We start from the raw sequence: 26,445 nt of genomic DNA, 5'->3' as shown, positions 1-26,445 counted from the left end.
CCTCATTCAGACTATTATACTCACTTCAAAGTCATAATTACCTGCCTTTCAACAAACCCAAACTCTTCGTACATCTCTTTTGCAAAATTCCCAGTAAATACATTCAGCCTAATTTCTGAATATTTCTCCTTTAATTCCTTAATACCAGCTTCCATCAGTTCTCGCGATAATCCTCTCCCGCGATATTCTGGGAAAACGTACAATTCATATATAAATCCAAGTTTTTCACGAGAAAAATAGTCTGTATTTTCCCCTATTAATATCCATCCCATTACTTTATTTGCTTCTTTAACGATTAAATAATATGCTCCTTTTTCTACAATCGGCTTTGTAATTTCAATCGTTTTCTCGGTACTTAATTGACAATTCCCTCTCGTCCCTTCAAAAAGCGATTGCGCCGCATATTTTAATATTTCATTGGTATCTTCTTGATTCGCCTTAATTATCATTTTTCACAACTCCCCTTGAATAATAGGCATTACTATCCCTTGTTCAAGATTCTCCGCTTCCATAACAATTGCCGTTAATCCTTGTTCTGTACTTGTTTCATGGAGCTCTCCCTTCTCCCAAAACACAGCTTGTCCCGCCTCTACCTTTATCTTTTTTTTATTTGCCCCACATACATATCCTGCTCCGTCCACAATAAGAAGCAGTTGAGATACAACTGCTTCATGATTACCGATGATTCCATTCTCGTGTAAATGCATAGCACCGATATGTACATTTCCTTGATGGTTTACTATTTTCGACATTATGAAATTAGATTGAAATACTGATATGTGCTTTCCTACTTTTTCACTAAAATCAAAAATTTTCATTGCTAGTCCTCCTTATACGTATAAAACCATCCTTACTGTCTGCATCATATGTCCTTCAAAGTCTTCTTCAAATTGCTCTAATTCAGCAAAACCTTTCGCTTCATAAAAGCGTTTTCCTTTTTCATTTGCTGCTTCTACATGTATGTACAATTTACGTATCCCATTTAATTCCTTAATCCCTCTTTGTAATAAAGCACTTCCGATCCCTTTTCCTTGCTGATCTGGTAACAAATAAATCGCACCTAATTCCGCTTCATTTTGTAGTCTAACAGGTGAAAAGTTAGCAAATCCTATTACTTCTCCCTCTTCTTCCGCAACGAATAAATGTGTATTTTTAAGACGATATTTCATTTTTTCATCAGAATATGCCTCGTCTAAAAAACTGTCTTGAATTTCTCTTGGAATAATGCCTTCATATGTATCATGCCAAGCTATTTTCGCTACTGATTGTACAGCCTGAATATCTTCTTGCTTCATTTCTCTAATTATATATGTCATCTCGATGTCTCCATTCTCTTTAAATTATATTCTGCTAATATACTAGAAGAAATGGCAGAACCATTTTTATAATTCACCTTAATTAATTTTAATTTCTCAATTGAAGCTGTTGCAAAATCAAATTTTTCATAAATATATTCCATTACACTTAAAAACTGCTTTGTATGTAATCTATTTGCAATCGTACAATGCGGAACCCATTTTCCCGGTACGTAATATGAATTTGGATTGTCATGAAAATTTTTAAAATAATCATGATAAGAATGATGAAGTTTTAACAATTCATCGGTAACAATCGGTGCTAGAAAGACCGTTCCATTAGTAGGAAAAATTCCAACAGAAGGAAAAGTTACTGCGTCCATATTTTCTTGAATAGCTACAAACTCCCCTAGTTTCTCCGTATACAAATGAACATCTAACTCATTATAATCCGCAATCGTAATATGAGGTTCTACTCCAGCTAATTGATTTGTTCCCATCATATTCGTTAATTCATTTTGCAGTTCTGTAATTTTATTAGTAAATACACGATCAAATGTAGCAATAATAGCGTACAATCTTTCTCACCCCTTCGTTACACATAGTGCTTCCCATTCTTCACGAATCATTCCCATTCGAATAGAATCATAGTATGTTCCTTTATAATAACGACACTTTCGCATTCTACCTTCTAAGCTCATTCCTATTTTCTCCGCTACTTTCATCATTCGTTCATTGCCAGACCAAGTCGTGATTCCTACTCTACCAATCTCCATTTTTTCAAATAGCAAATCTCTATATAATGTCAATGTTTCTGTACCGTATCCACCATTCCAGTATGTTGGATCATAAATCACAAGCCCCATCTCTAACCAACGCGTCGGTTTATATTCCCAATAAAACCCGACTGTCCCAATGATTTGACCGTTATTTTCTATAATTAAATTTGACAGTGGTTCTTCTTTCAAACGAGTTTGCATCTTCTCTTTATAGGAAGAGTATTCTTGCATTGAGAACGGGAAATATGGCGCATCCCATTTCTTCCATTCTGGGCTTTCTTCTTTAAATATGATATTCCATAATGTTTCTATATCCGATTCTTCTATTGTACGAATTGTAACTTTCTTCCCCTTTAATACAACGTTTTGCATAATTCCCTCCTGCATTCACCTTTATTTCATATATAATTATAATGTTTTTTCAGAAAAATCAAAACCAATACCATATATTATATTGTATAATTTTGTTATAAGATACCAATTATTGATTTAGAAAGCTGGTGATTCAATGAATAATCAATTTAGTATTGCTTTATTTCTCACTATTATTACGACAAATATTATTCTATATTTCTTCTTACCATCAAATATTGTTACGAAATGGGACTTCAATGGAACGCCTACATCAACAATGGATAAAAGCACTTTTGTAATCGTAAATATAATTATATGTTCCTTCTTATTCTTTGTATTTTTAGCTTTATCTAAAGCAGCGAGTAACCAGAAATTTCTCCATTGGATCGGCAACACAATGTTACTATTCTTATTTTTTGTCGATATTGTCATTGCCCTCATCGCTCTTGGCTTTTCACTTCCTCTTGATCATTTCATATTTTTAGCATTAGGGCTTTTATTTATATTAATAGGTTATTTCAGTTCCAAAATTGATACGACTAAATCAACCGTTTCATTAGAATGGAATGATAAGCACCTCGAAAAAAGAGCTTCAAATATTAGTAGTATTTCAATGATGATAGCAGGGATTTTTTTAGCGATACTTCCTTTTAGCGTTTCTGCTCCCTATAGAGGTTATGGCATACTAGCAATTCTTTTAGGAATGACGCTTATCATTCTACCGAGTACGATTTATTTACTTATTAAAGACAGCAGGCAGTCCACTAATTTAAAAGGTTAATTGAAGTACGAAGGCGCAAAATAGGCAATAAAAAATAGGAGGTTACATCCCTCCTATTTCAGCTCAAGCAAAATGCCTTTCTCTATCCACCCCTCTACACCATCTTTTTTAATTAAATCATATCCTGAACAACTACCATCAATGAGAGAAACGATCTCTCCTTTTCTAACGCTTATTTGCGCACAAGAAATATCAGTTTTCACTGTATATTCACCTGACTCAAGTTGTTTCATGTATTCATTTTTTACAGTGAGTAATTTATTTGTTTCCTTTTGCTTACATATTGTGTAATCTTGCATCTTCTCGATAGGCTCTATGTAATAATACGGATATGTCACTCCGCCCTGCATTTCTGAATTCGCATTAAAATCCGCTATTACTTCGTACCCTGGAAAATAGTCTACATATGTATAAGAAAACGTATCGCCCGTTTGTTTCCTCTGAATGATAAATGCATTTAATTGTCCTGCTTCTTTAATTGCATTTCCTCCATCTATTGCAATAATTTTTTTCTCCTCATCAATAACTGGATTGTTAGACGGTGCTTCTTCAGAATAGTTCACGACAGGCCAATGACCAACTATTACATACTTATTTGCTTTATGTGATTTATTAAAAAACTCTGGCATTGCTATCGCATTTTTGCGCTCTGTTTCTTTCCAATCTACTCTATCTTCTAGCCCGGCATGCACAAAAATATAATCTTCTGTTTCAATCGCTGTCGGTAACTCCGTTAGCCAATGTATTTCTTGTGAAAATTCACTTTGCAATGCTTCTCTCACTTCACGAATTGAAGTGCCTTCATGAACTGAAAAATCCAATTGCTCTAGCCATTCATTAAAAATCGAATGCTTTCTCGTACATAAATAATTAATAAGACGAGGATTTTCATTTAGAAGAGCATCAACTAAAACTTCACAATTTCCTTCAACAACGTGAACCTTTGAATTGTTCTTTACAAGATTCATAACATAGTTTACTACGCCTACGCTATCTCGTCCTTTCTCGCAAAGATCTCCATTAATAATTAAATAATCTTCATCTTTAAAGTTAACTTTATGTAGTGCTTCTTTTAAAAGATTTAATTCTCCATGAATATCAGATATGACGATAACTCTAGCATCATTAGGGATTGATAGTTTCTTTATTTTCTTCAAGTATAAGCGCTCCAATCATTCTCTTTATTAAATTAAAATAATTCGACAAAATACACTATATAACCTTTTCAAATACATATACCATAACTTACAACCTATTTACGGTTTAATAATAACTTAAAAAATAAGAAGAAGCTGTTCCCAACTTTTGCGGGACAACTTCTTCTTATTTTTTATAATTCTTTATGAAAAGAATAACTCACTTTATCATACCCTTCTCTTTCATAAAAACGATGCGCATCAATTCTTGCAAATGCTGATGTGAGGACGATAGATTCACATCCGTTTTCCTTTCCCCAGTTCTCTATATACGAAAGTAATACATTTCCATGTCCTTTTGAACGATGTGCGTCTGCCGTTACAAGGTCATATACGAAAACGTGCTTCTTATTATAAAAGTTCGTACAAATCGCTACACCTGCAAGGCTAACAACTTCATCCTCCTCATTACGCAGCGAAAATAGTTTATAATTTTCTTCTTTCATATTTCGAAATAAAGAGCTTGTTTCCTCTTTTGAAAGTTTCGTTCTTAATTGCTGTAAAACAGGTAATACTTCATGTAATTGCTCTTCTGTTACTACTTCTTTAACATTCATTTTTAACTCTCCTCTAACTATTTATTTAATTTTCTAAATGTTATATCATTATTATAGAAAGTAACTGCCCTTTACTTAAGTGACAGTTTAAGTATTTTTTATAAGGCCAGTTTTAAAGGAGAGTTTTATATGGATTTTACTATCCCATTGCAATTACAAAGTAACACACCTATTTACTTGCAAATTTACGACTATATAAAAGCTGAAATTATACAAGGGAGTATTTCTGTTGGCACACGTCTACCCTCACACAGAAATTTAGCATCACAACTTAATATTAGCCGCATCACTGTTGAATCAGCTTATCAACAATTATTAGCTGAAGGTTATGTAGAAAGTAAACCGAAACGTGGTATTTTTGTAGCAAATTTCGATATTGACGTTATCCCAAATAAAAAACGAAATGCAGCAAAGAAGACGAACAATTTGATAGACGAAAAATTTGAATATGATTGTAGCCAAGGGCTTATTGATCAAAATGCATTTCCGATTACAAATTGGAAACGAGCATTACAAGAATCCATACTTACATACGAAAATGCACTATTTGCCAAAGAAGATCCTCAAGGTGAATTCGCTCTTCGAGAGCATATATCAACATATTTATATCATTCTCGCGGTGTACATTCTTCACCTGATCAAATTGTGATTGGCGCCGGAACACAGCCACTTCTCTGGCTACTACTTCAACTGCTTGGCCCTACAAAAGAATACGGCATTGAAAACCCTGGATTTCACCGTATACACGCAATTATTAAAAGCTGTGATAGACAAATTCATCCCATACCATTGGATGAAAAAGGGATTGATATTTCTAGTTTATACAATACAAATGCCAATGTCGCATACGTTACACCATCACACCAATTTCCACTCGGGATTATTATGCCTTTATCTAGAAGAACAGAATTGTTAAAGTGGGCTAATGATTGCAATGGATACATTATTGAAGATGACTATGACGGAGAGTTTCGCTACGCTGGTAAGCCAATTCCTTCTTTACAAAGTCTTGATTCAAATGAACGCGTTATTTATATGGGAACTTTCTCAAAATCTTTTTTACCTTCTTTACGAATGGGATATGTTGTTTTACCACCACATCTTTTTAAAACATATCAAGAACTGCATGGAATTTTCAAACAAACAGTCGCTACAATACAACAACTTGCTTTTGCTAACTTTATACAAAACGGGAATTGGGAACGTCATCTTAACCGGAGTCGTACACTATATAAAAGAAAACATCATGCGTTAGTAAAATCCATTATGAAAGAAATGGGGGCTAATGTTCAAATTCTTGGCGAACAGTCCGGACTTCATATTGTTTTATGTGTCCATAACAGTATGAATGAAAACGAACTGATTGAATCCGCTAAAAAACAAAGCGTTAAATTATACCCGCTTTCTCCATATGATTTCGTGAATGATTTACGTAAGGAATCATACGTATTACTCGGTTTTGGTAGCATTCCAGAAAATAAAATTGAAACGTTGGCTATATTATTGAAAAACGCTTGGTTCCCTAGTTGCAAGGAAACTTGTTAACAGTGGGTTTAACTTGTAACATACTAACAATTCAACAAAATAAAAAAGAAGGCTGTTCCAAAATAACTTTTTGGACAGCCTTCTGCTAGTTATTCACCTGACCTAGCTTTCCTTCCCGGACGTTTCACACCAGTCGTTTCTGTTGAATAAGAAGCTTCAATTATAGCGGTTGGATCTACAGAGAGAACGAGATCTTTCATTTTCGGATAAATGAATCGGTTTGTAATACAATAAATGATTCTCTTATGCTCCCCTAAAAAACCACCTTCTCCATGTAGATACGTAACAGATAGTTGCAATTCTTTCATAAGTAAATCGCCTATTTCTTTATTCTTACCAGAAATAATCATAACGCTCTTACCTTGATTTATACCATCTAATATAAAATCAATCATTTTCGTAACAATATAGAAAATGGCTAATGAGAACATCGCTTGTTCGATTGAAAATAAAATGGCAACAAAGATGAAAATAACTGCATTTACTGCAAGTAAAAATGTACTAATCGGTACATTAAAGTGTTTATTCATCCAAACTGCTAACATTTCCGAACCGTCAATTGCTCCACCCATTTTAACAACAATCCCAACACCAATTCCGAACAGCACTCCACCATAAAGTACAATTAATAACTCAGAAGTCGTAATTGCTAGAAATGGTTTTAAATAAATTAATCCGAGTGTTGTAACTACATTCGCATAAGATGTACGGATAAAAAATTTCTTTCCCATTACTTTTGCAGTAAATAATAAAATTGGGATATTAATTCCTAAGAACACACCATAAAGCGGCAATCCTGCGACTTTATTTGCCATAATAGCAATAGCCGTTACCCCGCCATCTACTAATCCATTAGGTGCTAAAATAAGCTCTAATGAACCTGCTACTATAATTGAGCCAATTGTTAATAATACGTATTCAAATACTTTCTTCATTCATTACCCCCAAAACTTATATATTTTCTTAGTATTATTTTAACGTAATTTTACTACTAATTCAAAGGTATCGATTTATATACAAAAAAGTTTCACCTTTATCGCTATTTTTATGTAACACGTAATACTAGAAACACACTTACAAATTAAAAGTAAGTGTGTTTCTAACATCTATTTAATCTTTACGTACGGCTTCATTTTTAATTCAAATATTTCCTCAACTGCCCTTTGATATCCACCAGCATTTCTAAGCGACTCTCCCACTTTACGACTATTTTCCTTAAACGTCACATCATCCATTACTTTCTTTACAGTCTCACGTAACAATTCAGAAGTTAACTCGTTACGATTAAGTGTTATGCCTGCCCCTACTTCAATCAATCGTTTTGCAACGAATGGCTGATCTCCTGTTACCGGAATTACAACTAATGGAACACCGTAATATAACGCTTCACTCGAACTATTCATACCACCATGTGTCACGAATACATCAGCATGCTGTAAAACTTCTAATTGCGGGACATAATTATACAACTTAAAGTTTTTCGGGATATTTTCAAATTGACTTATATTTATCTTCTTACCAACGACTAATACGACTGTCGCATCTACATCTTTAAACGCTTCAAAACATTTTTCATACAAAGCAGGTTGTTCATTAAAAACTGTTCCCATAGAAATGAAAATCACTTTTTTATTTTTTAAATCTTCGGTAGGAAAACTCCCCACTTCTTTTCGAGTAGCAACTGATGGACCTACAAATTTATACGATTCATCAAATAAATCTGAACGCGGCTGATATTCTTTTGAAGTATATACAATCGTAATATCACCAGGATGGTTCATAATATCATACATACTATTACATTTCATTCCATACTGCTTATTCCATCTTTCCATTCCCGCTAAACAAGATTGATATAATGGATTCATTTCGTCTACTTGTCTCGATTCTTGCCCATCATGAAAATTAATGTACTGATTAACAGCAAACGTTGTACAAGATGAAACGCTTGGTAATTGTAAAATATTCGCTATAATACGTCCTACTGGAAAATGATTATCATATATTAAATAATCATATTTTTCCTCTTTTGTTTCTTCTACAATTTGAGTAACAATACGCTCTGATGCTTCAATCATATGAGATAGCATCGTCAAAGGGCTCCCACCTTCATTTACTCGTTCCATAATATTAATTTGAGAGAGAAAATTCTCAAACACTCGGAATTCTGCACCTGTTGCTTCAATCTTCTTTCTATAATCTTCAATACAATACGAAACAACTGTTTCTCCTCGTTGGATTAACTCACTTACAATAGCTAAAGTCGGATTAATATGACCTTCCCCAGGGAAATTTATTACGAGTACATTTGCCATAATATTCTCTCCTATCCAGTCAATCTTATAAAGTTAACAATTAATTATATTAATTAATTTAAGTCTATTATAAATGAATGCATTCTACTTCTTCATGCTTTTCTCTTCATTTTATTATTGAGAAATATTTTCTATAGTCTACATTATTGTGATTCACAATCTTATAAATGAATGCTTAATTTTACTTTTACTCTTCATAGATTTAAAGATATGAGTCTTACATTCAAGTCTTACTACTATATTTTTTTAGACAATTCACACAAAAATGTAGAAATATAATGTTTTTAATGAATTTTCGCTATAAATGTAACTATGCTTTCAATCTTTTTATCTTTATCCTCATAACACATCATCTGTTATATAATAAATTTATAGAATTTACAGAAAAGGGAGTCTTTTCATGCTACAACAACTATTCAATTCAACTATTCTATCCGTTCAGGCCTTGCACCCAGGTTATGAAGATCATGCAAGTGATGTTTTTCTCGTTCAAACAGAAGATACAGAAGTTATCGTTCGTACTTCTAAAATGAATGAAGAACCAAATAATGATTTTTGGTGGGGATGTAAAAATCTATTTGGAATTGATCCAAGGAACGTCCATCATTTAGAAACTGTACATACATTGCTACAAGAACATACGAATCTTCCTATCCCAACAATATTAGAAAAACATGTTTTAAATGGCCGTGAATTTGTGGTGGTCGAAAAGTTAGTAGGTAACACAGTTCAATCTTTTATCGAGCAACCAGATTCTATTTTATTTAGCCTAGGAAAAGGACTTGCAGAAATACATAAGTTTAAAGCCGATTTTATAGGAAATCCGTCAGGCACGTTCCAAGTTCCACTAGATGAATTCCAATCACATATTTTAAACGTGAGTAAAGAGCTTGTGAATATGTTTTATTCCGATGATGAAAGCATACAAAATGCTTTTCCTACCTTTGAATCACAGCTTTCTTCCCTGTCCGTACCAAAAGAAGCTACACTCGTCTTACTTGATATGGACCCTACCCAATTTTTATATGACGGTACAACTATTACGTGTTTAGTAGATACTGAAGCTTACGCGGTTGCCCCGCGAGAGTTTGATTTTATCGGACTAGAATATGTACTTACCGAAAAAGAAGCACATGCCTTTAAAAGTGGTTACGAAACAATTATGCCTATTCCTCATCTTGAAGAATGTAGACGACCATATCGTTATTTATACCGACTGTTATCTGTGCAAGGTAGTGTGGAATTAAAGGAATGGTTAAGTCACCCATCCTATTTTTAAATACAATTGAGAGGGAGTATACAATGGATATTCAGAAAAAGCGTTCTGTAACAGAAAGTGAAATACAGCAAATGAAGGATTTGGCTTATATTTGCGGGCAACAAGACAATCTTGATTACTCTTCAGATTTACATATCAACTTTTTAAAAAATCGAAATGAAGATCATATAAACGATTTTCTTCTTTATAACGGTACTCAATTAATTGGCACTTTAAATATGTATGATTTCGAAAGACCAACAAAGCTTGAACTAATAGGCTTTGTACATCCTCATTTTAGAAAACAACGTTTCGGAACTACCCTTTTACAAACTGCAATGAAAGAAATACAAAATAGAGAGGCAGATGAAGCTCTTCTTATTATCAATGGGGATTCTATTTCTGGGAATGAATTTGTAAAACATATGAAGTTACCGTATTTATATAGTGAATATAGTATGGAGTTCAAAACAAACGAAATTCAAAAAACAACAGAAAGTAATATACAGCTTACTCTTGCAGCTTCAGAATCACTTCTTGACCTTATTGAAATTTCTAGTAAAGCTTTTGGTGATTCAGTAGACAATACGGCTACATGGTTACAAAAAATGATGACTTCACCTTCTCATAAAGTTTACAGTGCTCTTATTAACGAAAAAGCTATTGGAACAATTACAGTTACTGAGCAAGAACAATCTACTACACTATCAGGATTCGCCGTTCATCCTTCTTATCAAGGTAAAGGATATGGAAAAGATATTCTTAGTTATATGGTACATACCCTTATTACAGAAGGAACTTCAACAATTGAATTAGACGTCGAAACGAAAAATAACCATGCTTTAAAACTATATACACAATGTGGTTTTAAAATTAAAACGAAGCATGACTATTATAATTTAATGAATAGCACGGAGAATATTTATGTCTAAAAAACTTATTTATTCTGATTACGATATTTTCGCATCTATTTATAATAAACATTGGGGACATTTTGCCGAACACTCCTATCTAGCTTTTGAAAAACTCGTTTTACAATATGCACAACCACGTTCTCATATTTTAGATCTTTGTTGCGGGACTGGTCATCTTACTAGGAAACTACTTGATAATAATTTTGTAGTAACTGGTATAGATGGTTCTACTCAAATGATTGAATATGCAAGTGAAAATGCGCCAGATGCAACCTTTTTCGTCGATGACGCTCGCTATTTCAATATAAATGAGCAATTCCACTACGTCATCTCTGCCGGTGATAGTTTAAACCATATTATGAATTTAGATGAACTAAAAAGTGTGTTTCACAACGTTTACTCCGTATTACATAACGAGGGTATATTCGCATTTGATATGAATATGGAAAAAGGATTTCTTGAAAACTGGATTGCTTCGTTTCATATTTCAGAGAAAGAATATGTTTGTACGATTGACTCTACATTTGATAATAAAAACAAAAAAGCAGAAATGAATTTCATATTATTTACACGTGATACAAATGATATTTGGAAAAGAAGTGACTTTTCTTTTAAAGAAACATGTTACACTAAAGACGAAATTACTCATGCATTACAATCTGTAGGTTTTAAAAATATTCAATCGTACGGTACAAATAGAGCATTTTTCACTTGCCAAAAATAAAAAAACTGAATCTAAATGATTCAGTTTTTTCTTAATATATTTACAACTGCAGTTGTTTCGTCATTTTCTTTATAAACACGCGGAATTCTTCTATCTAGCATACATGTAACTTCATAGTTTATTGTACTTAACATATCCGCTATTTCTTCTACTGTGATATTTTCTTCACCTTGTTTACCGTAGAATACTACTTCGTCTCCTACTTGTACTGGCATCGCTTTTGAAACATCCAACATTAACTGATCCATACAAACACGGCCAATTACAGGTACTCGAACCCCGTTAATTAACGCATAGCCTTTATTAGATAATTGACGATTATAACCATCAGCATAACCAATTGGTACAGTCGCAATCCATTCTTCACCAGTTGTTACATACGTATTCCCATAACTTACACCACGATTTTTCTTCGCATGTTTAATATGAGCCACTTTTGATTTTAACGACAACGCAGGCTGTAAAGAAACGACTGAATGATCCACCTCTTTTGATGGATACATACCGTACACTCCTATTCCAACGCGCACCATATTTTGAAATGTGTTACTTAATTCCATTGATCCTGCACTATTTGAACTATGAATATATGGTATTTGAATTCCTAATTCTTTCGCTGTATTAACAGCTTTTTCAAATAAACTTGTTTGCATATTCGTATATGATTTATCGATTTCATCTGCCGTAGAGTAATGCGTAAATATCCCTACTACTTCTATATACTCCATACGGTTTAATTCTTCTAAAAATGGTTTAACTTCTTCTTCTTGTAAACCGATACGACTCATTCCTGTATCAATTTTCACTTGAATTTGTACTTTCTTTTGAAGACGGTTTGCAATTTCATTTATACCATGTAAATCTTCTACTCTATAAACAGTCATCATAACGTCATATTGAATTACATCTTCTACAGCCGCTACTGGTGTGTATCCTAAAATTAAAATCGGCACAGTAATTCCTGCTTCTCTTAATTCTATTGCTTCATCTACAAATGCAACTGCAAGTTGATTTATTCCAGCTTCAATTGCAGCTTTGGCAACTTCAACTGCCCCATGGCCATACCCATTCGCTTTTACAGCAGCCATCATCTTAATTTCTTCATCATTTACATGTTTTTTAAATTCTTTTACATTATGTTTTACAGCATTTAAGTCAATTTCTACAATTGTATCTCTTCCATATTTCAAACTCATTGGTCTAACTCCTAACTCAATAATTGCATTCCATTCTATTTCACGTTTCATATGACCTTTTACAATATAATACTTTTCATTATGCTAGTCAAACTACTAGAATTTTCGGAATTTTGAGTATGATATAATATCCTCAAGAAACTATTATATACGGAGACGAGGAGAATTACAATGTTTGTTCAATCTGCATTACATCAACTAAAAGTTGCTATTGATACTTCTATTTATATGCTTAACCAATATAGTGAAAACGATTTAAAAATACAACCGATTCACTCAAAACGATCATTATTTGAAATGTGTACACATCTTTCTCTTATTTGTCATGCTGATTTGCTCATTTTAAATGGTATTCCAGAAAAAGAATTACATACCTTTTATATAGAACATACGCCCGTAACAGTTGCTCAAATGCAACAAACGATGATTGAAGGATACAACCTTCTCTCCAAAACATTTCTTTCCTACTCCCAAATAGAATTAGCAGAAGTTATGACTGCCTATTGGGGTATTTCTTATTCGCGCTTTGAATGGTTACTTGAAATCGTTGCACACTTTTATCATCATCGTGGACAAATTCATCTTTTATTATGTGAGCATATGAAAGATCCTCGCATTCCTTTATTTGAGTGATTTTCCACTTATTCATTAATTATAAATAGAGAAGCTACAAAACCAATAAAAAGTAGCATTCCTAATAAAATAAATGTTTGAGCATACCCTCCTATTTTCATTAGATAAATAGAAATGATAGGTCCTATACTAGTACCTAAAAATAAAATAAAAGTATAAATAGATACTGCTATTCCCCTCGCTTTCCCTCCTAATTGACCTACAAGAGAAACTAAAGACGGAACGGATATAGCAATACCTATTACAAAACAGACACTCATCATTACAAGTAGAGATAGATACGAAACAAAGCCCATTGAACTTAGACTAAAAATAGCGATCAACAATCCTCCCTGAAGAACTTTTCTTACTTCAAACCTCTTCGTTAAACGACCTGCAAGCGGTGATAGCAACATACCAAATAGCCCCGCTAAGCGAAAATAAAGAATTTGTTCTGCAGTTAAATTGTAAGTAGGAGAGCTCAAATAATTCCCTAAAACAGTATACATATTAACAAAAGCCATTAATAAAACAAATGCAATTATATAGCTTAATACTAAGCTTTTATTTGTAAAAACTTTACCCATCTGTTTAATTGGCCCCAAAATATCAGTATAGGATTGAGACGTCTCTCCTTTCGGAAGAGAATAATAAACCCATATAGCAGTACTTATATAGACAATGCTAAGAAGAAAGAAAACCATATGCCATCCAAAATGCTGACTAACAGCAGTACTTATTACCTGCCCTACAATTCCAGCTACTAAAAAACCAGTACTAACAAATCCTATTGTTGTAACCCTTCTTTCTACTGGGAACATTTCTACAACGTAGGCTAGCGCTACTGGAGAAAATGTAGCTGCTGCTATCCCTTGTATACCTCTAAAAATAACAAGCCAAAATAAACTATCTACAAACCCTAAGCAAAAAGAAACAATCGACAGTGCAAGCAATCCAATAAAAATCACTTTTTTTCGTCCATATTTATCAGAAATTGCCCCAAATAACAAACACCCTATAGCAAAGCCAACAGAAAATATACTTCCTGTAGCTGCCGATTGTGCTAATGACGTATTAAAAATGTTTGAAAATAGAGAAATTAAAGGTATTGTTACATATAGGCTAGACATAACTACCATACCCGACCAACATAATACTGCTGTCATTATTGTATAATTCTTTTCACTATTTACTTCCTTTCCTATTTCCATCATAAACTCTCTCCCTTATTACGATTTGTTTTTATTAGTTTAAACTCTCTAAATTACTAAAATAGCATTCCTTTAACTCTTATTTATTTTAATTACATAGCAAAAATTATCACCGTTCATAAAGTTAGTTAAGCATATAATAAGGTAAGCTAATTATATGTCCAAATAAATAAGTTGATCTTCATAATCAACTTATTTACCTACCTTCTCCTAATTTCACCTGCATAGTTGTTTGCATTTTATTTAATAGCTTTTCTAAAACTTGACGCTCTTCTTGATTAAAGCCATCAACTAACGAAGCGCAAGATAACCAAAAAGTTGGTAAAGAATGTGTAACTAGTTCTTTTCCTTTCGGAGTAATTTTCACCTTTAATCTTCTTCGATCTTCAGAATGGTGGAATCTTACGATTAACTCTCGTTTCTCCATCCAATCTAATAAGCCAGTGACAGAAGCACGTGTAATCCCTAATCGACTCGCAATATCCGAAGGACTCATGTTCACCTCTTCCCCATTCGCTTCCATTTCACGCAAAATAAACAATAGTAAAAAATCTAATTTACTCTCTGAAATACCAAGCGGAGCTAAATCTACGTCAACCGCATCAAGAACATTATCAGACGTCCATAACATTAACAAACCAAGTTTTGCTGCGATTGGATCCGTTTCCGCTGACGCTGTCTTTTTGATTAACTCTGCGTACGGCTCAATCCCTAAAGGAAGAGAATCTTTTCTTGAATCCATTCATCTTCACTCTCCTTTCTCATTAAATAATTAGCTTACCTAATTACTTTCTCATTATACTCATATTTTTCCTTTTATTGCAAGCACATTGTTGAACAAAAAAATCCTATTATTAAAACAGGATTTTTCACACTGACTAGCTATCAGTTTTAAATAATGTGCAACTTCTTTAAGGCATAAGAAATTCCGCCTTCACTCGCCTTCGTTGTAACGAAATCAGCCCTTCTCTTCAACTCCTCTCCACCATTTCCCATCGCAACTCCTAATCCTACATACTGCAACATCTCAATATCATTTCCACCATCACCAAAAGCAATGGCTTCTGATTTACTAATATTTAAATGTTCCAATACTTTTTGAATTGCAGTTAGCTTCGATACTTTACTATCTTCCAATACATTCATAACGTAACCATGAAAACGTTCAAACGTAAGTGCTGGATATCTTTCAATGAATTTTTGAGCTTCTGCTTCATCAGCATACAGACATATGCAATACATCTCATCTGACAAGTTTTTAACTTTGTCAGGATACCGCTCTAAATTTAAAGTTTCATTTAACGCTCGTATGACACGTTCATCTTTGGAGGCAATATCATTCATTGCAAATTCTTCTGTAAAGTAAGAAACACTGTGACCATGTAATTCAGCAAAATTTGAAATATCATGAACGATTTCGCTTGAAAGTACTGATTTATGTATAACTTTTTCCCCACATTTTATATGTGCACCATTTGCAGAAATATACGTTTTTATGCCTAGCCCCTTAAATTGTGAGCATAAACTATATGGTCTCCCTGTTGTAACAACTACGTGAATCCCCTTATCTATTAATCTTTGTACCGCTTCTTTTGTACTTTCGTGCATACTTCTATCAATCTCGCTTAAAAGCGTACCGTCAACATCAAAAAATGCAACTTTGTACATAAGTCTTTACATCCCGTCCAAATGATTCGTATCATTAATAAAATGCACCGTTTTTTGTTCACCCTCAATTTCAATTAAACTTATTCCCGTATCTCCCATTTTGAAATAGTAGTCCATTGAAATTGGCATATTGAAAAATGCACGTAATAGACTATTAATTACGCCTCCATGGGCAACAATCGCAATTCGATCATATGTATTCTCTGTCACAATTTTAGAAAAAATCCCTTCTATTCTCATTCGAAACTCAATAAATGACTCTCCGTTTTCAAAACGGTCATGAAGAAATTTTGGCTCTGGATATTTCTTTGCTTCTTCAAATGATAAGCCAGCTTGTATTCCATTATTAAACTCCATTAATTCCTCTTCTAATTGAATTGGACAACCAATTGCTTCTGCTAATGTTTCACCCGTTTCGCGAGCGCGTTTTAATGTGCTTGCCCAAATGAAATCTGGTGCAAAATCTTTTTTCACTTTCTGTACAAGTCTTTGTACTTGTCGTCTCCCTTTGTCAGTCAACTCAAAATCAGCTCGTCCTTCATGCACATGTAAGATATCAGCTTCTGATTCTCCGTGGCGTATTAGTAGTATTTGCATGTTTCTCTCTCCCCCTTTATTTAACATTCACAAAATTCTATTATATCACATTTTAAGATTTCAAAATAAAAAGGAACGGTCTCCCGTCCCTCATCCATTCACTTTTTCCGCATCATTCCAATAATATTTACTAAACGCTTCTGTTAACACATCAATTGTGTTATATAATTCATCTAACGTATTATCAACACCACCAACTTCAATTAACATCGCATTTTTCGATAGATCTTGGTTATAAACGCCATTTCCATCTTTTTTATACTTCGGAAAAATCCCTCTACTTAATCCATAATAGTTTTCATCTAAATAACTATTGATCGCTCTTGCAATTTTTTCATTTTCAGCACGGCCTTCATTTTCCATCCCAATAATAAAATATAATCTTGCATACGATTTTCCATTAATTACTTTTGTTGTTACTTTCTTACGCTGATCATCACGATGTATATCAATCGGAAACGCAATTTTATTATTTTGTGCTAATGCTCCTTTTACATATTCATGAGATGCTTTATATGACTGATACCATACCCACTTTTTACTCGCTAATAAATCACCCATATTCGTTTTATCGTGAATTACTGGAATTCCTTGCCCCTCAAGTTGTTCCTTCATACGTTTTCCTAGTAAGGACACATTTACATCTGGGCTAGATGGATCAGTTGCCCCTGGTAATAATGGAAAGAAGGATTCCCAGCTATGTGTATGATAAATATATACTGCACTTTCACCTTTTTTCGCTCCGTTCTTTTTCTGAACCGGATTATTCTTTTCCGCTTCTGTAACTTTATCTTTTGCTACTTCCCGTTCTTTCGTTACTTCTTCAATCGGTACACTAGATTCATTTGGGATATTCGTCAAGTTTGTCCCTTCCCCAGCTACGATAATATTAGAATAATACTTTGACATACCAGGTACTTCTTTACCGACGAATGTTCTTAAATCTTTAATTTTCAAATCTGTCGCAATAGAGAACATTAAATTCCCAACTGACTCTCTTTTATTCTGCTTAAAATAATCAAATCCGTAATAGTGATTCTCACTTTCTATCATTTGAACAAAACCTTGCATCGATACTTTTCCAAACCATTGATTTGCATAATTCGATTTCATTGTATGTAAAAGTGACGTCAAAATCGACGCTATTATAATTACTATTAGCGCATATAAAAGGAGTAACGAAATTAATTTCTTCCCATGTATTCGAGTTGCATACTTTTTCACTGCATCACCTTCTTTATACATGGATATGTACAAGCTTTTCGGAATATACGCACAAAAAAAGAGAAATGGTATCCCATTTCTCTTCCTCACTTTTATTGTTCTTTTCCTGTATCATTTGAAGGTAGTTTCTTCGCTTGTTTTTCTTTAAATATTTCTCCAATTGCCCCAAGAGTACCAAGTGTTTCAATTGCATTAGACGGAATAAAGACTTTATTTGCTGGTCCTTTTGCAACTTCAGCTAATGATTCGAATGATTTGTAAGCAAGTATGCGCTCATCCAAATTCGCTTCACGAAGCAATTCAATACGGTTTTGTTCTGCTTTTGCGATTTCTTCAATTGCTCGCGCTTCCCCTTGTGCCTCTAATTCTTTTGCTTCTCTTATACCTTCAGCTTCGCGAATACGCGCTTCTTTATCCCCTTCAGCCATCAAGATTTTACTTTGCTTTTCCCCTTCAGCACGAAGAACTTTATCTTGTTTTGCTGCTTCAGCTTCTAAAATAATTGCACGTTTATTTCGCTCAGCCTTCATTTGTTTTTCCATTGATGCTTGCACATCTTTTGGCGGGTTAATATCAACAACTTCGACACGTTCAATACGTACGCCCCATTTTTCTGTTGCTTCATCAAGCGCTAAGCGGATTTCTGTTGAAATTTTTTCACGACCAGATAACGTTTCATCCAGTTCCATTTTACCGATAATTTGACGCATCGTTGCTGAAGTAATATTACGAACACCATATTCATAGTTTGAAATACCATATGTCGCAAGTTCTGGTTCAACAATTTGATAGAAAATAATTGTATCTATTTCTACTTGAACATTATCTTTCGTAATTACTTTTTGCGGTGGTACATTCGTTTGTTGAATACGTAAGTCGTGATATACACGAACACGATCTACAATTGGGATTAAAATATTTAATCCTGGGTGCATTATACGTTGAAACTTACCAAATCTTTCAACAACCCCAACTTTTTGCTGAGGAATAATTTTAATTGTTAATGCGATAAATGTAACTACAATTAGTGCGAATATAATCGTTAACGTTAATGCTACCATATTTATTCACTCTCCTTTTTTACTTGTAATATAGTACTATGCCTCTTTATAACAACGACTTTTTCTCCAGCATCAATTGAAGAATCTGCAATAGCTGTCCAAGTATCTCCATCCACCTTCACAATACCATTCGCTTCATTTGTAATCGCTTGCATAACAATCCCTTTTTTACCAACAAGCATATCTACTGTATCAGTAAAACCTTTTGCCTCTCGAAAGTTTTTGGAAATTCTTTTCGTAAAGAATGTCAAAGTTAAACTTACAATTGCGCCAACAGTAACTTGTAACAGTAGTGCATCAGGAGCAAACAAAGCAATAAGACCTCCGACAACAGCTCCAATTCCAAGCCAAAGCATGTAAAATGTAATCGACAACATTTCTGCAATAAATAAAATACCAGCTATTATAAACCAAATTACCCAAGCAGCCATATGCAACCCTCACTTTCTTTCTCATTTTCTATATGTATATGAAGAAAAGAATGGTTTATCCGCCCTTTCTTACACTTGGGCGTTTGCTACAAGCTATTGTACATACTCACTGTTACAATGATTATTAATATAATACTATATCAATATATTCTTCATTATACATGAAAATTCCTTTCAAAAAGTGACAAAAAATTAAATTCTTTAAAAATTTCATTTTTTAAATTACAATTATTCTAATTACTAAATACTATTTTTATAGAGGTGTTATTCTTATTGAGAAACCTGTCACTAACCTACTACTTAGGTTCCAAAACATGCATTACTCTCGCTGACATCGTATATGTAATGATTATTACAACTCATATTTATATAGCAACTAAATCAGCTACTATTACTGCTCTTTTTCCATTATTACAAGTTATCACAAATCTAATTGCTAACATCTCTGCACCACTAATAATAAATCGTTTTCCATCTTATACGTTGTTATATACGCTACAATGGCTAAAAACAGTCTTTTTACTATTATTAATGATTTTGTTTCCAGTCTTATCCACAAACATTATAGCTCTATTAACTTTTATTTTTTTCATTTCATTATGTAGTGGATGGAGCGCTCCATTACTATACAGCATTCTTCCGCGCCTTACACCGAAAGAAAAATTAGTAAAAGTAAATAGTATCTTTTCCTTTTCAACACAAATTGCGCAAGTCGCCGCTTATTCATTTACGAGTGTTATCGTTCTTCTCATTGGCGCTACATCTACACTCATGATTAATAACATGTTAATGATTTTTGGATGTATTGCATTACACTTTTCATTACGTACCATACATACTGAACGAATAGCAGATCCTCCCTCTTCAAAAAGTACTGCTTTATCGGAAGGTTGGAAACTCTTATTTCAAAATCCTTCTCTCCGTACCGTTACATATATGGACTTAATTGAAACTTTCGCCGGGACAATATGGATTGGTGCTATTACGATGGCATATGTTACGACTATCCTTCATAAAGGCGAGGAATGGTGGGGATATATTAATACAAGTTATTATGTTGGCACGTTAATCGGTGGTCTATTAGCATGGAAAATCAGTTCCTATATTCAAAACAATTTAATACGCTCCATGTCGATAGGCTCTCTTATGTTTAGCATTCTTACATTTTTATATGGTATGACAAGCAGCGGATTTATTGCGCTTTTTCTATGTGTTCTAATGGGACCATGCTATCAAATTAGAGATATTTCTCAAACGACTGTTTTACAATCAAGTGTCACCCCTTCTTTATTATCAAAAATGTATACAGCACATGGCGCCCTTCTTTCAACAGCTTCTGGTCTTTCTATGCTTAGCGTTGGCATTATTACTGATATGTTCGGTGTTCGTACAATTTATATCATCGCATCTATTCTTATTTTATGTTCCGCTTGTTTATCTTTTAGTTTATTAAAATATCATAAAACAGAGCAGAACGATATTTCACTTTAATCACTAAAACAAAAAGGACAGGCATTCCCTGTCCTTTTTGTTTATTCTATTCATGACAAGTTTGGGATTTTTCTATGTTTTGTCGCCTGTTCAAAAGCGTAAGCTAGCTTAATTAACATCCCTTCACTAAAGGCAGTACTTGCAATCGTAATTCCAAAAGGTCTCCCGCTTTCCATATACCCTGCAGGTATTGCTATAGACGGATAACCCGCTTTCGCACATATAGTAGAAGCTATATAGGAAGGAAACAGTATCGCATCAAGATTATCTTTTTCCAATGCAAAATCAATGCCTTTTTCTTGTGAAAAATATATATCTTCTAATCTTGCATTTAAATATTCTGGATTTCGTAACGTATTAGGAAAATCTTTTCTTCCCTCTAACTTAGTTTGTCCATATTTTAAAGCTCTTTCTGCTATGTTTTTATTAAACTCCATTAACTCCGAAATAGAATGTACCGGAATAGTAGAAGGTAATTTAGAAAGATAGTTATCTAAACTATGTTTCAGTTCATAAAGCGGCACTCCCCAACTCCATTCTCTATGAAAAGAAGGAATATTAATATTTTCTACTACTGTCGCTCCTTCATTACGTAATACTTGGATCGTTTCCTTAAACAAGATTTCATCATACTCACCATTTTCGTAATAATCTTTTGGTGCATCGTTAAACACACCAATCTTCGCTCCATTTAAGCCATTAACATTAAGATATTTTGTATAATCCTGCTCTGCCCTACCTTCACTTCTATGAGTAGCAACATCTTTCTCATCTACTCCAATTAAACTCCCTAGCAAAATAGCAGCATCTGTTACCGTTCTAGCAAATGGTCCAGCTGTATCTTGCGAATAAGTAAATGGAATAATTCCTCTACGACTAATTAAACCGACAGTCGGTTTAATACCTACTACAGAATTTTGAACAGCGGGGCTCAAAATAGAAGCATCGGTTTCTGTCCCAATAGATACTACTGTAAAGTTAGCGGCAACTGCTATCGCAGATCCTGTACTAGATCCGCCAACAAACATATGGTCCTTGCCCGTTCCGTATGGATTGATTGTTTGACCACCTCTTGCACTATATCCAGCCCACATTTCAAAAGACATTGCATTTGCTAATTCTGTCATATTTGTTTTTCCTATTATTACTGCTCCGGCTTCTCGTAATTTTGTAACGAGAAATGCATCTTCACTGCTTATATTTTGTTCTAGAGCAATCGTACCTGCACTTGTATGCATGGAGTCATTCGTTTCAATATTGTCTTTAAGCAAAACAGGTATACCATGTAATGGACCCCTTATACCTTTTGTCTTTCTTTCATAATCTAACGCTTCTGCAATAAAAATAGCATCTGGATTGATTTCTAAAATAGAATTAATTTCCGGTCCGTCTTGGTCATACTTTGCGATTCTATGAAGATAATACATCACTAATTCCTTTGAAGTTAACTGCCCAGATTCCATTTCGGTTTGTATATCATGAATTGTTAATTCTTTTTTTAATACTGGATTAAACTGAATCTCCATTTATATTCTCCCTTATAGCAACTTTTTTGCGTATAACTCTTACTTTTTCATCTTTTCACCCCAACTATTCCAAACTAATATTCCTTTAAAGAAATTCAATTTATCTATTCAAAAAGCCTTTAATTTACCGAAAAATAAAAAGAGTCTGAAACGAATGAACTTTCGCTTCAGACTCTTTTATTACTTTACATATATCTCATCCAATAAGTGTAAAAACTCTCCTTGTTTCCCTGCTAATTCAGGGCATTTTGCAATATTAACCCATTCGTAGCTAAACGCTAAACCTTGATCTTTCTCACCAGCACTTACTATATGTTCCCATGTATCTTTTACATCAGTTAGTAAAGTTACATGAAAAAAGTGACGTTTTTCATATTCCTGTTTTTCCTTCACATGTATAATGTAATCTGCTAAAAAACGCTCTATACATAAATGACGTAATCCGGATTCTTCCTGTACTTCACGCAATATAGCCGCTTCTAACGTTTCACCTTCATCAACCGTTCCCCCTGGCACTTGAATACCAGCTTCATGTATATCACGATGTTTAAAAACCAGTAATTGCATAACCCCCTCTTTTTCTCTTGTAATATATGCATGTACTTTTTTCTTATATAACATCGTCATTATACGTCTCTCCCCTCAATCATTTACTCTGTTACTTCTTCAAGCGTCAGTTGATTATCATACAAATATGTAGCTTGTGGATTTCCCACATACCTTACGTGCCATGGTTCATACCGATAGCCCGTAATCGTTTCTTTCGCTTTTGTGTATCGAATCACAAAACCAAATTTATGGGCATTTTCAGAAAGCCACTGACCTTCTTTCGTTTCCCCAAAAACCGTCTCTAACTGAAATTTAGCAGATTGAGACGTAATATCCATAGCTAATCCAGTTTGATGCTCACTTGTGCCAGGAACCGCGCTAGACATTGCTGTTTTTGCTTCCCCATCTTGTTTTTTATACATTGTATTTAATGCTTTTTGTCGATCAAAGGATCTAAATCCAGAAACTGCAAAAAGGAAAATACGCTCGTTGTTAGCTTGCTGGAACATTTCCTCAAGCGCCCTCGCTGCCTCTTTTCTCATCTTTTTCTTTTCTTGATCACCTTCACTAGAGTAGCGCACTTTCGGAATAACTAAATCTGGCGGTCTATAACCATCTGGTAAACGCCTACTTTTATTCACAAGTACAAGCATTGAATTCGGATTATTAATTACCGCAATATCCCCATCCATATTAGCAATCGTTTCTTTCGCTTTTGGAAATATACTATTTACACTTACTTCCCGCGCCTGCTTATCCTTATACATTTTATAATTGATTCCTGCTACTCCAACAATAATTATTGCAGCTACGATACCAAGTAGTGCCCATCTTTTTTTCATATAACGACCTCTTATTTTAATAATTTGGCCATTTCATACTCATCGATGTCCTTTCCATCGATAATAAGAGCAGCTTTTTTGACACCTTCTTTCTCAAATCCAGCTTTTTTATATAGTGCCTGAGCTCTTGTATTGTGGGCCATTACTGTTAATTCTAAACGCCATACATCATGTAATTTTGCCCACTTCTCAACCTCTTTAAACAATCTCGTCCCAATACCTCGCCCGTTATACTCTTGCAAAATACCAATTACAATGCTTGCCACATGCCTCTTTCTTTGAATGTTATTTCCATTCACTAATATAAAACCTATTATTCTCTCATCTTCAACTGCTACAAATATTGTTGCATATTCATTTTCTATAAATCGCTGGATCATTTTTTCTTGTTGCTCAGCTGTAGTTTTCCTTTCTCCTGGTTCATATAACATAAACTTCGTTTCTTCATCTAATTGCTTACTTAATTGCAAAAATGATGCTGCATCTTCTACTTTGATCTCCCTAATCACCTAAATCACCCTATCAATTTCATAATATAAAAATTTTCCTTGTAAAAAGATTTTCTCTGCCATTTCAAAAATCCCTTTCTAATTCTCCTATTATAATTAGACAAATTTCGATATCGCTATAATAATTATTAATCATGTCCATTTTGTGACATCTTGCTATCCACATTTCAAACCAACACAAAAAACGTAAGCATTACACTTACGCTTTTCCAAGATTGAAGTGAGCTAATAATTATCGATAGATACCCTGGCTAATTCAAGTTTCACTTTATCCATTCACTTTTTCTGCCTGCCAAAAATATTCACCAAATGCTTTAGCAAGTGCATCAATTGATCGATTCAATTCTTCCTCCGTATTATCTACACCGCCAACTTCTATTAATATCGCTTGTCCTGATAAATCTTGATTATAGATTCCATTTCCTGTTTGGAAACCTTTTTGAATGACCCCACGACTCACTCCTGGATATTTCTTATTAATCGCCTCATGTAAAGCTGTCGCTAATTGTAAGTTTTTTTCATAATTTTTATTTCCTTTCCCTACTACAAATGCAAGCTTCGCATATGATTTATCTCCAATTGTTTTTGTCGTTACATTCTTTCGAGCACTATCACGATGCAAATCAAAAAAGTATTGAAGATCTTTATTTCCAGCCATAGCTTGCTGCACAATTTCTCGTGACATTTTATACGAACTATTACTGTTTAAACCCTTACTTATTAACTTTTGACCAACATCACTCTTATCGTTAGTAGCTCCAATCCCTTCACCTTCTAGTTGTTCACGGAAACGATCTCCTAATATAGAAATATTCGATACAGAACTCGTTGCTTTATTCGGATTCGGATCATTCGTTAAGTTAAGTAAAGGTAAATAAGATTCCCAGCTATGTGTATGATAAATAAACGCAACTTGTCTTTTCCCGGTCGTTTGGGACGGCTGTTTCTTCTCTTTATTCGTATCTTGTTTAGGTGCTTGTCCAGTTCCACTAGTCCGTTCTTTCACTACTTCTTCAAGAGGTACACTCGACTCTATCGGTAAGTTAGAATAGTTTGTGCCCTCACCCGCAATAACAATTTCTGTATCGTACTTACCAAACCCGGGTAGCTCTTTCCCGACAAAACTGCGTACATCATTAAAGCGAATATTTGTAGCCATAGAAAAGAGAAAAGAAGAAATTGAAAAATCTTGATTCAAATTTCGATACTCCTGTGTAAAATAATGATTCTCTTTTCCAAGTACATACATGTAACCATTCATCGATAACTCATTTAACCAATTATATAAATACGTTGACTTCGTCTCTTTCATAGAGGTTACCATCATACTAATAAGAAAAAAAGTCGCTAGCACTGTAGTAATAACAAATAAAACTAACTTACGCATACTTGTAAACTTCATAAAAAAAAAGCCCCGATTCATACTATCACCTCTCTATTTCAAGTTATGTACAAGCCCTAGAGAATAGACCGTTAAAATTCCGGCTATATTGTTAATGAGGTGAAATGAATTGAAGCTATTAATAGGAATATTACCAATCGCTCTATCATTCATTTTTTATTTGTCCGCTAAGCATCCAAAAATCTCTATTGTACTACATATTTCTGCGTACTTGGCACTGTATGTACTCGGTACAATTATTTCCATTAATATATACGATGTTTTAATACAAGATTTAGTTTTCATGACGAGCATTCATGGGATTTTACTGAATCCATTTTTCCTTATTGCAGGAGCGTATATAGGAACATACACGTTGTACCTACTTATGTCTCACATTATTATAAAAATAAAAAATGGAGCGTAATG

General features: G+C 33.8%; 30 protein-coding genes. 8 read left to right on the top strand and 22 right to left on the bottom strand.

Annotated features, from left to right (window positions below):
• Positions 1 to 20: 20 nt before the first annotated feature.
• Genes N2V79_RS10365 through N2V79_RS10345 form a run of 5 tightly spaced genes read right to left on the bottom strand, consistent with a single transcriptional unit; the run spans position 21 to position 2,446 of the window.
• Positions 21 to 449, bottom strand: a complete 429-nt coding sequence (locus tag N2V79_RS10365) for a GNAT family N-acetyltransferase (RefSeq protein ID WP_098852612.1) — start codon at positions 447 to 449, stop codon at positions 21 to 23.
• 3 nt (positions 450 to 452) lie between these two features.
• Positions 453 to 818: a cupin gene (locus N2V79_RS10360; RefSeq protein ID WP_053564670.1), complete on the bottom strand. Its 366-nt coding sequence runs from the start codon at positions 816 to 818 to the stop codon at positions 453 to 455.
• Positions 819 to 830: 12 nt separating this feature from the next.
• Positions 831 to 1,316, bottom strand: coding sequence for a GNAT family N-acetyltransferase (locus tag N2V79_RS10355; RefSeq protein ID WP_053564671.1), 486 nt, complete (start codon positions 1,314 to 1,316; stop codon positions 831 to 833).
• Entirely contained in the window at positions 1,313 to 1,873 is a 561-nt protein-coding gene (locus tag N2V79_RS10350) for a 2'-5' RNA ligase family protein (RefSeq protein WP_053564672.1), read from the bottom strand. The genes N2V79_RS10355 and N2V79_RS10350 overlap by 4 nt, the downstream gene beginning before the upstream one ends.
• Before the next feature lie 6 nt (positions 1,874 to 1,879).
• Positions 1,880 to 2,446: a GNAT family N-acetyltransferase gene (locus N2V79_RS10345; protein ID WP_001181849.1), complete on the bottom strand. Its 567-nt coding sequence runs from the start codon at positions 2,444 to 2,446 to the stop codon at positions 1,880 to 1,882.
• Between the two features lie 136 nt (positions 2,447 to 2,582).
• On the opposite strand from N2V79_RS10345, the gene N2V79_RS10340 reads away from it, so the two are divergent.
• Complete coding sequence (locus N2V79_RS10340; protein WP_053564673.1) at positions 2,583 to 3,209, top strand: DUF1648 domain-containing protein; 627 nt, start codon at positions 2,583 to 2,585, stop codon at positions 3,207 to 3,209.
• 53 nt (positions 3,210 to 3,262) lie between these two features.
• Here the strand turns inward: N2V79_RS10340 and N2V79_RS10335 are convergent, their stop codons facing one another.
• Positions 3,263 to 4,366, bottom strand: a complete 1,104-nt coding sequence (locus N2V79_RS10335) for a metallophosphoesterase (RefSeq protein WP_053564674.1) — start codon at positions 4,364 to 4,366, stop codon at positions 3,263 to 3,265.
• A gap of 173 nt (positions 4,367 to 4,539) precedes the next feature.
• Positions 4,540 to 4,962: a GNAT family N-acetyltransferase gene (locus N2V79_RS10330; RefSeq protein ID WP_001101119.1), complete on the bottom strand. Its 423-nt coding sequence runs from the start codon at positions 4,960 to 4,962 to the stop codon at positions 4,540 to 4,542.
• A 129-nt stretch (positions 4,963 to 5,091) separates the two neighbouring features.
• Between N2V79_RS10330 and pdxR the strand changes: the two genes are divergently transcribed.
• The gene (pdxR, locus tag N2V79_RS10325) at positions 5,092 to 6,507 is read left to right on the top strand and encodes a MocR-like pyridoxine biosynthesis transcription factor PdxR (RefSeq protein ID WP_340719828.1); all 1,416 of its coding nucleotides are present in this window, start codon (positions 5,092 to 5,094) and stop codon (positions 6,505 to 6,507) included.
• 89 nt (positions 6,508 to 6,596) lie between these two features.
• On the opposite strand, the gene N2V79_RS10320 is transcribed toward pdxR, so the two are convergent.
• Both N2V79_RS10320 and N2V79_RS10315 read right to left on the bottom strand, forming a co-directional pair.
• Positions 6,597 to 7,442, bottom strand: a complete 846-nt coding sequence (locus N2V79_RS10320; RefSeq protein WP_340719827.1) for a YitT family protein — start codon at positions 7,440 to 7,442, stop codon at positions 6,597 to 6,599.
• 171 nt (positions 7,443 to 7,613) lie between these two features.
• A complete protein-coding gene (locus tag N2V79_RS10315) occupies positions 7,614 to 8,822 on the bottom strand; it encodes a macrolide family glycosyltransferase (RefSeq protein WP_098678260.1) in 1,209 nt (402 codons plus the stop codon).
• Between the two features lie 400 nt (positions 8,823 to 9,222).
• Here N2V79_RS10315 and N2V79_RS10310 point away from each other — a divergent pair, with 400 nt between their 5' ends.
• Genes N2V79_RS10310 through N2V79_RS10300 form a run of 3 tightly spaced genes read left to right on the top strand, consistent with a single transcriptional unit; the run spans position 9,223 to position 11,718 of the window.
• Positions 9,223 to 10,101, top strand: coding sequence for a nitrate reductase (locus tag N2V79_RS10310; protein WP_340719826.1), 879 nt, complete (start codon positions 9,223 to 9,225; stop codon positions 10,099 to 10,101).
• A gap of 23 nt (positions 10,102 to 10,124) precedes the next feature.
• The gene (locus N2V79_RS10305) at positions 10,125 to 11,012 is read left to right on the top strand and encodes a GNAT family N-acetyltransferase (protein ID WP_069355469.1); all 888 of its coding nucleotides are present in this window, start codon (positions 10,125 to 10,127) and stop codon (positions 11,010 to 11,012) included.
• Positions 11,005 to 11,718 (top strand): class I SAM-dependent methyltransferase, encoded by a 714-nt coding sequence (locus N2V79_RS10300; protein ID WP_065228709.1) that lies wholly within the window; start codon positions 11,005 to 11,007, stop codon positions 11,716 to 11,718. The genes N2V79_RS10305 and N2V79_RS10300 overlap by 8 nt, the downstream gene beginning before the upstream one ends.
• Before the next feature lie 20 nt (positions 11,719 to 11,738).
• On the opposite strand, the gene alr is transcribed toward N2V79_RS10300, so the two are convergent.
• On the bottom strand, positions 11,739 to 12,914 hold the full coding sequence (gene alr, locus N2V79_RS10295; RefSeq protein ID WP_002093966.1) for an alanine racemase: 1,176 nt from the start codon (positions 12,912 to 12,914) through the stop codon (positions 11,739 to 11,741).
• A 171-nt stretch (positions 12,915 to 13,085) separates the two neighbouring features.
• On the opposite strand from alr, the gene N2V79_RS10290 reads away from it, so the two are divergent.
• Positions 13,086 to 13,547: a DinB family protein gene (locus tag N2V79_RS10290; protein ID WP_000498006.1), complete on the top strand. Its 462-nt coding sequence runs from the start codon at positions 13,086 to 13,088 to the stop codon at positions 13,545 to 13,547.
• 8 nt (positions 13,548 to 13,555) lie between these two features.
• Here N2V79_RS10290 and N2V79_RS10285 read toward each other — a convergent pair whose 3' ends face one another.
• The 7 genes from N2V79_RS10285 to N2V79_RS10255 form a co-directional block, all read right to left on the bottom strand.
• Positions 13,556 to 14,737: an MFS transporter gene (locus N2V79_RS10285; protein WP_023521758.1), complete on the bottom strand. Its 1,182-nt coding sequence runs from the start codon at positions 14,735 to 14,737 to the stop codon at positions 13,556 to 13,558.
• A gap of 196 nt (positions 14,738 to 14,933) precedes the next feature.
• Positions 14,934 to 15,479: a MarR family winged helix-turn-helix transcriptional regulator gene (locus N2V79_RS10280; RefSeq protein ID WP_000378333.1), complete on the bottom strand. Its 546-nt coding sequence runs from the start codon at positions 15,477 to 15,479 to the stop codon at positions 14,934 to 14,936.
• Positions 15,480 to 15,628: 149 nt separating this feature from the next.
• On the bottom strand, positions 15,629 to 16,405 hold the full coding sequence (locus tag N2V79_RS10275) for a Cof-type HAD-IIB family hydrolase (protein ID WP_053564678.1): 777 nt from the start codon (positions 16,403 to 16,405) through the stop codon (positions 15,629 to 15,631).
• Positions 16,406 to 16,411: 6 nt separating this feature from the next.
• Positions 16,412 to 17,002, bottom strand: coding sequence for a histidine phosphatase family protein (locus N2V79_RS10270; RefSeq protein WP_001166442.1), 591 nt, complete (start codon positions 17,000 to 17,002; stop codon positions 16,412 to 16,414).
• Between the two features lie 90 nt (positions 17,003 to 17,092).
• Positions 17,093 to 18,298 carry a stage II sporulation protein P gene (gene spoIIP / locus N2V79_RS10265; RefSeq protein ID WP_307838012.1) on the bottom strand — a complete coding sequence of 402 codons (1,206 nt, stop codon included), beginning with the start codon at positions 18,296 to 18,298 and terminating at the stop codon, positions 17,093 to 17,095.
• 20 nt (positions 18,299 to 18,318) lie between these two features.
• On the bottom strand, positions 18,319 to 19,287 hold the full coding sequence (locus tag N2V79_RS10260; protein WP_000226254.1) for an SPFH domain-containing protein: 969 nt from the start codon (positions 19,285 to 19,287) through the stop codon (positions 18,319 to 18,321).
• 2 nt (positions 19,288 to 19,289) lie between these two features.
• Positions 19,290 to 19,718, bottom strand: a complete 429-nt coding sequence (locus tag N2V79_RS10255) for an NfeD family protein (RefSeq protein WP_000741974.1) — start codon at positions 19,716 to 19,718, stop codon at positions 19,290 to 19,292.
• 273 nt (positions 19,719 to 19,991) lie between these two features.
• Here N2V79_RS10255 and N2V79_RS10250 point away from each other — a divergent pair, with 273 nt between their 5' ends.
• The gene (locus tag N2V79_RS10250; RefSeq protein WP_023521756.1) at positions 19,992 to 21,209 is read left to right on the top strand and encodes an MFS transporter; all 1,218 of its coding nucleotides are present in this window, start codon (positions 19,992 to 19,994) and stop codon (positions 21,207 to 21,209) included.
• Positions 21,210 to 21,259: 50 nt separating this feature from the next.
• Here N2V79_RS10250 and N2V79_RS10245 read toward each other — a convergent pair whose 3' ends face one another.
• The 5 genes from N2V79_RS10245 to spoIIP (N2V79_RS10225) all read right to left on the bottom strand — a co-directional run bounded on the left by N2V79_RS10245 (position 21,260) and on the right by spoIIP (N2V79_RS10225) (position 26,058).
• Entirely contained in the window at positions 21,260 to 22,735 is a 1,476-nt protein-coding gene (locus N2V79_RS10245; RefSeq protein ID WP_340719825.1) for an amidase family protein, read from the bottom strand.
• 180 nt (positions 22,736 to 22,915) lie between these two features.
• A complete protein-coding gene (locus N2V79_RS10240; protein WP_016512975.1) occupies positions 22,916 to 23,362 on the bottom strand; it encodes an NUDIX hydrolase in 447 nt (148 codons plus the stop codon).
• A 23-nt stretch (positions 23,363 to 23,385) separates the two neighbouring features.
• A complete protein-coding gene (locus N2V79_RS10235) occupies positions 23,386 to 24,126 on the bottom strand; it encodes a M15 family metallopeptidase (RefSeq protein ID WP_000747650.1) in 741 nt (246 codons plus the stop codon).
• An 11-nt stretch (positions 24,127 to 24,137) separates the two neighbouring features.
• Positions 24,138 to 24,635 carry a GNAT family N-acetyltransferase gene (locus N2V79_RS10230; RefSeq protein WP_002093964.1) on the bottom strand — a complete coding sequence of 166 codons (498 nt, stop codon included), beginning with the start codon at positions 24,633 to 24,635 and terminating at the stop codon, positions 24,138 to 24,140.
• 268 nt (positions 24,636 to 24,903) lie between these two features.
• A complete protein-coding gene (spoIIP, locus tag N2V79_RS10225) occupies positions 24,904 to 26,058 on the bottom strand; it encodes a stage II sporulation protein P (RefSeq protein ID WP_001079283.1) in 1,155 nt (384 codons plus the stop codon).
• Between the two features lie 88 nt (positions 26,059 to 26,146).
• Here spoIIP (N2V79_RS10225) and N2V79_RS10220 point away from each other — a divergent pair, with 88 nt between their 5' ends.
• Positions 26,147 to 26,443, top strand: coding sequence for a hypothetical protein (locus N2V79_RS10220; protein ID WP_000770728.1), 297 nt, complete (start codon positions 26,147 to 26,149; stop codon positions 26,441 to 26,443).
• The last annotated feature ends 2 nt before the right edge of the window (positions 26,444 to 26,445 follow it).

Origin of the sequence: Bacillus sp. CH_70, from assembly GCF_038007045.1 — a bacterium.
Lineage (GTDB): Bacteria > Bacillota > Bacilli > Bacillales > Bacillaceae_G > Bacillus_A > Bacillus_A cereus.
Note: the sequence above shows the minus strand (reverse complement) of the source record. Positions and strands in the feature narration are given on the sequence as shown.

What these genes read in the sequence shown, in the direction of transcription:
- N2V79_RS10365 (WP_098852612.1), bottom strand. Translation starts at nt 449, where the DNA reads ATGATAATTAAGGCGAATCAAGAAGATACCAATGAAATATTAAAATAT.
- N2V79_RS10360 (WP_053564670.1), bottom strand. Translation starts at nt 818, where the DNA reads ATGAAAATTTTTGATTTTAGTGAAAAAGTAGGAAAGCACATATCAGTA.
- N2V79_RS10355 (WP_053564671.1), bottom strand. Translation starts at nt 1,316, where the DNA reads ATGACATATATAATTAGAGAAATGAAGCAAGAAGATATTCAGGCTGTA.
- N2V79_RS10345 (WP_001181849.1), bottom strand. Translation starts at nt 2,446, where the DNA reads ATGCAAAACGTTGTATTAAAGGGGAAGAAAGTTACAATTCGTACAATA.
- N2V79_RS10340 (WP_053564673.1), top strand. Translation starts at nt 2,583, where the DNA reads ATGAATAATCAATTTAGTATTGCTTTATTTCTCACTATTATTACGACA.
- N2V79_RS10330 (WP_001101119.1), bottom strand. Translation starts at nt 4,962, where the DNA reads ATGAATGTTAAAGAAGTAGTAACAGAAGAGCAATTACATGAAGTATTA.
- pdxR (WP_340719828.1), top strand. Translation starts at nt 5,092, where the DNA reads ATGGATTTTACTATCCCATTGCAATTACAAAGTAACACACCTATTTAC.
- N2V79_RS10320 (WP_340719827.1), bottom strand. Translation starts at nt 7,442, where the DNA reads ATGAAGAAAGTATTTGAATACGTATTATTAACAATTGGCTCAATTATA.
- N2V79_RS10315 (WP_098678260.1), bottom strand. Translation starts at nt 8,822, where the DNA reads ATGGCAAATGTACTCGTAATAAATTTCCCTGGGGAAGGTCATATTAAT.
- N2V79_RS10310 (WP_340719826.1), top strand. Translation starts at nt 9,223, where the DNA reads ATGCTACAACAACTATTCAATTCAACTATTCTATCCGTTCAGGCCTTG.
- N2V79_RS10305 (WP_069355469.1), top strand. Translation starts at nt 10,125, where the DNA reads ATGGATATTCAGAAAAAGCGTTCTGTAACAGAAAGTGAAATACAGCAA.
- N2V79_RS10300 (WP_065228709.1), top strand. Translation starts at nt 11,005, where the DNA reads ATGTCTAAAAAACTTATTTATTCTGATTACGATATTTTCGCATCTATT.
- alr (WP_002093966.1), bottom strand. Translation starts at nt 12,914, where the DNA reads ATGAGTTTGAAATATGGAAGAGATACAATTGTAGAAATTGACTTAAAT.
- N2V79_RS10290 (WP_000498006.1), top strand. Translation starts at nt 13,086, where the DNA reads ATGTTTGTTCAATCTGCATTACATCAACTAAAAGTTGCTATTGATACT.
- N2V79_RS10285 (WP_023521758.1), bottom strand. Translation starts at nt 14,737, where the DNA reads ATGGAAATAGGAAAGGAAGTAAATAGTGAAAAGAATTATACAATAATG.
- N2V79_RS10280 (WP_000378333.1), bottom strand. Translation starts at nt 15,479, where the DNA reads ATGGATTCAAGAAAAGATTCTCTTCCTTTAGGGATTGAGCCGTACGCA.
- N2V79_RS10275 (WP_053564678.1), bottom strand. Translation starts at nt 16,405, where the DNA reads ATGTACAAAGTTGCATTTTTTGATGTTGACGGTACGCTTTTAAGCGAG.
- N2V79_RS10270 (WP_001166442.1), bottom strand. Translation starts at nt 17,002, where the DNA reads ATGCAAATACTACTAATACGCCACGGAGAATCAGAAGCTGATATCTTA.
- N2V79_RS10260 (WP_000226254.1), bottom strand. Translation starts at nt 19,287, where the DNA reads ATGGTAGCATTAACGTTAACGATTATATTCGCACTAATTGTAGTTACA.
- N2V79_RS10255 (WP_000741974.1), bottom strand. Translation starts at nt 19,718, where the DNA reads ATGGCTGCTTGGGTAATTTGGTTTATAATAGCTGGTATTTTATTTATT.
- N2V79_RS10245 (WP_340719825.1), bottom strand. Translation starts at nt 22,735, where the DNA reads ATGGAGATTCAGTTTAATCCAGTATTAAAAAAAGAATTAACAATTCAT.
- N2V79_RS10240 (WP_016512975.1), bottom strand. Translation starts at nt 23,362, where the DNA reads ATGACGATGTTATATAAGAAAAAAGTACATGCATATATTACAAGAGAA.
- N2V79_RS10235 (WP_000747650.1), bottom strand. Translation starts at nt 24,126, where the DNA reads ATGAAAAAAAGATGGGCACTACTTGGTATCGTAGCTGCAATAATTATT.
- spoIIP (WP_001079283.1), bottom strand. Translation starts at nt 26,058, where the DNA reads ATGAATCGGGGCTTTTTTTTTATGAAGTTTACAAGTATGCGTAAGTTA.